The following is a 6,986-nucleotide window of genomic DNA, read 5'->3' as shown; positions in this document are numbered from 1 at the left end:
TTGTGCTGGCGACCATAGCAAGAGTGAACCACCTGATCCCTTCCCGAACTCAGAAGTGAAACCTCTTAGCGCTGATGGTAGTGTGGGGTTACCCATGTGAGAGTAAGTCATCGCCAGCTCATTATTCTAACACCCCAATCTCAAAAGAGATTGGGGTGTTGCTTTATGCGTGATAATTAGACTTATTGTATTATTTTAATTTTATATAGATTTAAAAATGAAAGATTTACAAAAAATTTATGCAGATAAGGTGAATGAGGCATTATTTCGATTAAATAAATGTGAAGTTCTTATAAACTCTTACTTTGAAATTAGAGATGTATTAGATTTAGAATCTTCAATATTACATATGCGTAAAGCTTTAGAAATATTGGCTTTGGCTTCCATAGCGCCAAATAAAATTAAATATCAAGAATATCGTGCTCAAGCCAATAAGAATCCTGACTATACAAAAGATTATAAAGCTAGTTCAATTTTAAAAGCATTAAGTGAGATAAATTCTGATTTTTATCCAATACCTTTATTACCTGCTAAAAAATTACCAGATGGAAGTTGGCATTTTGATAGAAAAAGAGAGAATTTTTTTGATATGAATCAATTTATTAAGTTATATGATCGATTAGGTAAATATTTACATGCTGATAATCCTTGGGCAAATAATAAAGAATGGGAAAACTTTGCTTCAGTAGTGCAGAAAAGTATAAGCTCTATTCGTGAACTTCTTAAGTTGTATTTTACTGTTATACGTACACCAGAGTTTACAGGTGTATGGGTTTTAGAAACTCGTGATAATATTGTGCAATTTCTTATTGGTGAATCTAAAGGAGAATTTCTCGTTGAAGACTATTAACTCAAAAAAATTTTTAAAGAGAAAACTATGAAATTCAACTCATTCTCTCAATTACCTGAAGATAATGAAGAACTTTCTCTTCCAGAGTTGATCTATTGGGCATCTTTAGGTGATTTAGATCAAGTAAAACAATTATTAATAGATGGAGAGGATCCTAATCAGATAGATGAGGAAGGCTATAGTGCTTTACAAGCAGCAGCTGAGAATGATCATTTAGAGATAGTGAAACTCTTGGTTGAAAAAGGTGCTTATATCACTTATAAAAGCGAATACACAGCATTACAGTTAGCAGAAATGGCTGGTAATAAAGACGTAGTGAATTATTTAAAAAATTTATAACATTAAAAAGCCCCTTTTATTGGAAAAGAGGCTTTTTTTCAATTTAAGACAAATGATATTTTTGTAGCTTTTCAACAATTGATTGAAGTCCTTTTACTTCAAATTCATTGGCTTCGAACTTTTCATCTTTATTACGTTTAAAGATATCTCGTATTTCTATTACAGCATTTGGGTCAACAATACTTAAACTGGAGGTGACTTGACGTATTTGGCTAATAGAGCGAGAGCCATTTGTTGAGCCATAACCAATAAATGCGGCTGGTTTGCCACTCCATTCTTTACCTACATAATCGAGTGCATTTTTTAAAGCTGGACTGTAGCCATGGTTGTATTCTGGGCTAATAAAGATAAATGCATCAGCTTTGGCAATTTTATCTGCCCATTCTTGTTGTTTTGGTTGATCATAAATACCTGTTGCAGGTGGGTGAGAGCCTGAAAATAACGGTAAATTCCACTCTTTTAAATCAATTACTTCTGTCTGAAAATCTTCTAGATTAAATGATGGAATTGCTGTTTCTAACCAATTGGCAATTTTAATAGCTGTGCGTCCTTCACGAACACTTCCTACGATGATATAGACCAGCATATATTTTTCCTAAGGATTTTTATCTTTATAACTTAATTCATTACATAGGATGTGAGAATATAGAATTTGTAAGGATTCTTATGTCATGCATAAAAGTTAAATAATAAAAAAGCCCTCAATCGAGGGCTTTTTTTACATCAACTTAATGCCTTGCTGGCCAGCTGGAGTTACTTTGAATATCTCTACTTCAAAAGTAATATTTTTGCCAGCTAAAGGGTGGTTGAAATCAATTTCAGTAATATCATCATTCACTGACTTCACGACACCAAATAAAGTTGCTTTTGCTTTATCTTCAAACTCGATCATGTGACCAGGAATAGGTCGTTGTTCGAATTTAACCGTATCAAAAGTTTGTATATTTTCAGGGTTCCAAGGACCAAAAGCATCTTCTGGTGGAAGATGTACAGTACGTCGATCACCTGCACGTAAGCCGAATAAGGCTTTCTCAAAACCTGGTAACAAGTTACCGTCGCCAATAGTCAAGCTAACAGGTTCTTCACGGCTACGTGTATTGTCAATTTCTACGCCATTTTCAAGAGCAACAGAAAAGTGTAGGTCAACTTTAGAACCGTCAGTAATACGAATTTCTTCATTAGGTTGAATAATTTCGGTCATATTATGCATCCGAATTTTTAGGTCTTTGCTTCTCAAGGAAGAATGTATCGATGAGTAGCAAAATGGTACCTAGAGTAATGGCACTGTCCGCAATATTAAAAGCTGGAAAGTGATGATTTTGGTAATAAACATGAATGAAATCGACCACATACCCTAAAGTAATACGGTCAATTAGATTACCGAGTGCTCCACCTAAAATTAAAGCGATAGCTACAGGTAGCACCACCATTTTTTTAGGCATACGCAGCAACCAAAATACAAAAAGTATTGAAACTAAGCCTGCCAAAGATGTGAAGAAATAGCGTTGCCATCCCCCCGCATCAGATAAAAAGCTAAAGGCTGCACCATAGTTATGTAATAGTGTCCAGTTTAAAAATGGAAGCACAGGTACAGGATCTGCATAGTTCAGATGTGTACTTGCAATCCATTTTGTCCATTGATCCAAAACAATGGCAAGGACAGAAAGTCCAAGCCAAATGAGGTTGTGCGGATAAAACTGGAATAAGCCTTTTTTAGCTTGTGAATTAGGCATATTTTCTCACTTCGCCACGACCAGTGACGTTCACAATACAACGACCACATAAACCAGGATGATCGGCGTGTGTATTTACATCAGGAAGGACATGCCAGCAACGTGCACATTTTTCACCTTCAGCTGCAGATACTTGTACACGTAAGCCTTCCATTTCAGTTACTTCACCTTGTTCAGCAAATGGATGTACTACTACTTGCGAAGTAATAAGAACAAAACGGAGTTCATCAGCCAGTTGGTTTAAAACTGTTTGTAATGATTCATTTGCCCAAAGTTCAACTTTGGCTGAAAGATTACTACCGACAAGTTTAGCGTTACGAGCTGCTTCAATCTGTTTATTTACTGCAGATTTTACGCTAATCAATGTTTGCCAGTCTGCTTCAGAAAGCAAGTTTGCTTTTGATGAAACAGGTAAGTCATACCATTCAGCTGTAAATACATACTTCTCAGTTTGTTCTGGAATAAGTGGCCACGCTTCTTGAGCTGTGAAGCTTAGAATAGGACTCATCCAGCGAACAAATGCTTGTACGATATGGTAAAGCGCTGTTTGTGCAGAACGACGTGCTTGTGAGTCAGCCTTAGTGGTGTATTGACGGTCTTTGATGATGTCTAGATAGAAACCACCTAAGTCATTAATACAGAAGCTTGTTAACGCACTACACACGACATGGAAGTTCATTTCTTCATATGCAGTGATAATGGTTTGTTGTACTTCGTTCGCACGTTGCAAGATGTATTGATCAAGCGCGATGAGGTCATCTACTGCTAAAGCATCTGTACTTGGTTTGAAACCATTTAGGTTCGCAAGCAAGAATCGTAGCGTATTACGAATACGACGGTAGCTATCACTTACGCGGCTAAAGATTTCTTTAGATGCTGCAATTTCATAGCGATAGTCACTAGACGCTACATATAAACGTAAACCGTCGGCACCAAGTTGTTTGATGATTTCTTCAAGTGGAATATAGTTGCCTAAAGATTTCGATAATTTACGGCCATTTTCATCCACTGTGAAACCATGTGTTAACAAGGCTTTGTATGGCGCACGATTATGAATTGCCATAGACGTTAATAAAGAAGATTGGAACCAGCCACGGTGTTGGTCTGAACCTTCTAAATATAAGTCAGCAGGGCTTTCTAATTCTTCACGTTGCTCAAGTACAGAGTAATGCGTTGTACCAGAGTCAAACCATACATCAAGCGTATCGCGAACCGCATTGTACTGTTCAGCATCTTCACCAATGAAGTCTTTGGCTTCACGGTTAAACCATGCATCGATACCTTCTTGTTCGATAAGTTTAGCAACTTCTTCGATCAGTTCAGGCGTACGAGGGTGTAATTCATTCGTATCTTTATGAACGAAGAATGGAATTGGTACACCCCAAGTACGTTGACGTGAGATACACCAGTCCGGACGACCTTCAATCATTGATTCAATACGGTTTTTACCCCAGTTCGGTACAAATTCGATATCTTTTTCAATGGCGTTAAGCGCACCTTCACGTAAACCTTTTTGATCCATGCTGATAAACCATTGTGGTGTAGCACGGAAAATAATAGGAGTTTTATGGCGCCAGCAGTGTGGGTAGCTGTGTTTAATCGGTTGATGAGCCCATAAGCGGCCTACAGCACCTAAAGCTTCAATAATCTTTGGATTGGCTTTATAGATGTGCTCACCAGCAAAGATTGGTGCGGTTGGTAAGTAAACCCCGTTACCACCCACTGGGTTTTCAACTTTAAGGTTGTATTGAATACCTACTTTATAGTCGTCTGCACCGTGGCCAGGCGCAGTGTGTACAGCACCTGTACCGCTTGTTGCGATAACGTGTTCACCCAAAATAACCGGAACTTGGCGATCGGTAAGTAAAGGGTGTTGTAAAGTAAGGTTTTCAAGAGCTGAACCAGTAAAGTCAGCTAAAACAACTGGGTTTTCAAGCTTGTAACGCTCAATTGCAGAAGCAACTAAGTCTTTAGCAAGAATAAAGTTTTGCTTACCACGCTCAGTTGTTACTTGTACCAATTGATATTCAATTTCGGCATGTAATGCAACTGCTTGGTTCGCTGGTAATGTCCAAGGAGTAGTGGTCCAGATCACGATATCCGTTGGATCTTGAACGTCTACATTTACACGAGCGCTTAAGTCTTTTAAATCTACAACGCCAAAACCAACGTCAATTGCGTCAGATTTTTTATCTTCGTATTCAACTTCAGCTTCAGCAAGTGCTGAACCACAGTCCATACACCAGTTCACTGGCTTTAAGCCCGGCTGGATATGACCATTTTTTTGGATTAAACCTAAAGCACGAACGATATCGGCTTCTTGTTTGTAGTTCATGGTGAGGTAAGGATTATCCCAATCACCTAAAACACCAAGACGTTTAAAGTCAGCACGCTGTAAATCAATTTGTTTTAGCGCATATTCACGGCAGAGTTTACGGAAAGTCGCTGCGTCAACTTTTTCGCCTACTTTACCTACTTTTTCTTCAACTTTTAGTTCGATTGGCAAGCCATGACAGTCCCAACCCGGAACATAGGGCGCATCGAAACCTGCCAAAGTACGGCTTTTTACGATGACGTCTTTGAGTACTTTGTTAACCGCATGGCCCAAGTGAATTGTACCGTTCGCATATGGAGGACCATCATGCAAAATATATTTTTTCTTGCCAATACGCGATGCACGAATCTGCTGATAAATGTTGTCGGTATACCACTCTTCTAACCATTTCACTTCACGTACTGCCAAATTTGCTTTCATTGCAAATTCAGTATCCGGCAGGTTTAGCGTGGCTTTGTAGTCCACTGCATTTTCAGTAGTTTGCTTATCGCTCATGCAAGTTGTCTTCCAGTTTAATCAGCTTGGGAGCCGACATGTTTTACAATCAAAATTCGAATTAAAAAGGAAATTGTGTCGTGTCTTTACGATATTGTCGTAATTGTTGCACGTCATTATCAATTCCTGCCTTAAGTGCCTCAAGCGAAGGGTAGTTCAATTCACCATGAAGATAGTGAAGAAAAGTCACCCGCATAAATAAGCCATACAGATTAGCAGAAACATCAGGGAAATGTACTTCTAATCTCCACTCGGGATGCTCTTGCTGAATGGCTGGGCGAGTACCGACATGACCTGCACCATAAAGGCTATTTTCATGATATCCGGCAATTCCCGGTTTTTCAGGCGAGTCCTGAAGCACTTTTTGAGTTAGCGAAGTTGTTTCGCAAATGACTTCAACGCCATAAATACCATTTAAACAAGGCTTATGGCGGTTGAGACGGACATTAATCGTTGGAAAATCTAAAGTTCGTCCAATTTGGTCGCCATATTGAACTCGTCCAGTAATACTGTATGGACGGCCTAATAATTTAGCTGCTAAAGCGAGATTACCCACTTGAAGCACTTGGCGAATACGAGTTGAACTGACGCGTTCACCTTCGAGTTCAATTGTATGTAAATTTGTGACTTGAAAGCCGTAATTTCTTAAAAATTCGCTGTTGCCTTGACGGTCTTTGCCGAAATGAAAGTCATCTCCTAAAACCAAAGCCTGCGCATTTAATTTGTCTTTTAATAAATCTGCGAATTGTGATGCGCTCATGCTACGGAAATGCTGGTCAAATTTGGCAACCGCAATGTAATCAACCCCAAGTTCAGCTAGATATTCAACTTTTTCCCGTAATGAGTTAATACGAGGTGGGGCATCGTAGCCTTTGAAGAACTCAAGTGGTTGTGGCTCAAAAATCATGACCAATGTTTTTAAGCCTTGTGCTGCAGCAATTTTTTTGAGTTGAGCAATCATCGCTTGGTGACCTAAATGGACACCATCAAAATTACCAATAGTTACCGCTGTTTGCGGCAACTGGAAATTGGGCGATAACGCATTAAGACGAAGCAGTTTCATGAACTTAAAATATGGCTATTTTTGCAAGGGCTATATATTGCCATAATCTCACAGATTCGTCTTGTTGTTGTGTTTTTACTCAGGTATTTTTCAATACGAATATCTTTTATATCTAAAAAATTGATGAATTAAATAAAAATAAATCAATTTTTCTTATTATTAATTTATCCT

General features: G+C 38.4%; 7 protein-coding genes and 1 rRNA gene. 3 read left to right on the top strand and 5 right to left on the bottom strand.

Annotated elements, in window-relative coordinates:
• Nucleotides 1-4: 4 nt before the first annotated feature.
• From rrf to ACH8JV_RS15600, 3 genes are all read left to right on the top strand, one after another.
• Nucleotides 5-119 (top strand): 5S ribosomal RNA (rrf, locus tag ACH8JV_RS15610).
• Between the two features lie 98 nt (nt 120-217).
• Nucleotides 218-850: a hypothetical protein gene (locus tag ACH8JV_RS15605; RefSeq protein WP_114269952.1), complete on the top strand. Its 633-nt coding sequence runs from the start codon at nt 218-220 to the stop codon at nt 848-850.
• 27 nt (nt 851-877) lie between these two features.
• Nucleotides 878-1,189: an ankyrin repeat domain-containing protein gene (locus tag ACH8JV_RS15600; protein WP_396522276.1), complete on the top strand. Its 312-nt coding sequence runs from the start codon at nt 878-880 to the stop codon at nt 1,187-1,189.
• Nucleotides 1,190-1,232: 43 nt separating this feature from the next.
• Here the strand turns inward: ACH8JV_RS15600 and ACH8JV_RS15595 are convergent, their stop codons facing one another.
• The 5 genes from ACH8JV_RS15595 to ribF all read right to left on the bottom strand — a co-directional run bounded on the left by ACH8JV_RS15595 (nt 1,233) and on the right by ribF (nt 6,815).
• On the bottom strand, nt 1,233-1,775 hold the full coding sequence (locus tag ACH8JV_RS15595) for an NADPH-dependent FMN reductase (protein WP_004884038.1): 543 nt from the start codon (nt 1,773-1,775) through the stop codon (nt 1,233-1,235).
• Nucleotides 1,776-1,907: 132 nt separating this feature from the next.
• Nucleotides 1,908-2,390 (bottom strand): peptidylprolyl isomerase, encoded by a 483-nt coding sequence (locus ACH8JV_RS15590; RefSeq protein ID WP_004884037.1) that lies wholly within the window; start codon nt 2,388-2,390, stop codon nt 1,908-1,910.
• A 1-nt stretch (nt 2,391) separates the two neighbouring features.
• Nucleotides 2,392-2,922 carry a signal peptidase II gene (lspA, locus tag ACH8JV_RS15585; RefSeq protein ID WP_001133879.1) on the bottom strand — a complete coding sequence of 177 codons (531 nt, stop codon included), beginning with the start codon at nt 2,920-2,922 and terminating at the stop codon, nt 2,392-2,394.
• A complete protein-coding gene (ileS, locus tag ACH8JV_RS15580) occupies nt 2,915-5,752 on the bottom strand; it encodes an isoleucine--tRNA ligase (protein ID WP_396522273.1) in 2,838 nt (945 codons plus the stop codon). Before ileS ends, lspA begins: the two co-directional genes overlap by 8 nt.
• 61 nt (nt 5,753-5,813) lie before the next feature.
• Entirely contained in the window at nt 5,814-6,815 is a 1,002-nt protein-coding gene (ribF, locus tag ACH8JV_RS15575; protein ID WP_342063468.1) for a bifunctional riboflavin kinase/FAD synthetase, read from the bottom strand.
• Nucleotides 6,816-6,986: the final 171 nt, after the last annotated feature.

The organism is Acinetobacter sp. ABJ_C5_2, assembly GCF_044538485.1.
GTDB lineage: Bacteria > Pseudomonadota > Gammaproteobacteria > Pseudomonadales > Moraxellaceae > Acinetobacter > Acinetobacter nosocomialis_A.
Note: the sequence above shows the minus strand (reverse complement) of the source record. Positions and strands in the feature narration are given on the sequence as shown.

What these genes read in the sequence shown, in the direction of transcription:
- lspA (WP_001133879.1), bottom strand. Translation starts at nt 2,922, where the DNA reads ATGCCTAATTCACAAGCTAAAAAAGGCTTATTCCAGTTTTATCCGCAC.
- ACH8JV_RS15605 (WP_114269952.1), top strand. Translation starts at nt 218, where the DNA reads ATGAAAGATTTACAAAAAATTTATGCAGATAAGGTGAATGAGGCATTA.
- ribF (WP_342063468.1), bottom strand. Translation starts at nt 6,815, where the DNA reads ATGAAACTGCTTCGTCTTAATGCGTTATCGCCCAATTTCCAGTTGCCG.
- ACH8JV_RS15600 (WP_396522276.1), top strand. Translation starts at nt 878, where the DNA reads ATGAAATTCAACTCATTCTCTCAATTACCTGAAGATAATGAAGAACTT.
- ACH8JV_RS15595 (WP_004884038.1), bottom strand. Translation starts at nt 1,775, where the DNA reads ATGCTGGTCTATATCATCGTAGGAAGTGTTCGTGAAGGACGCACAGCT.
- ACH8JV_RS15590 (WP_004884037.1), bottom strand. Translation starts at nt 2,390, where the DNA reads ATGACCGAAATTATTCAACCTAATGAAGAAATTCGTATTACTGACGGT.
- ileS (WP_396522273.1), bottom strand. Translation starts at nt 5,752, where the DNA reads ATGAGCGATAAGCAAACTACTGAAAATGCAGTGGACTACAAAGCCACG.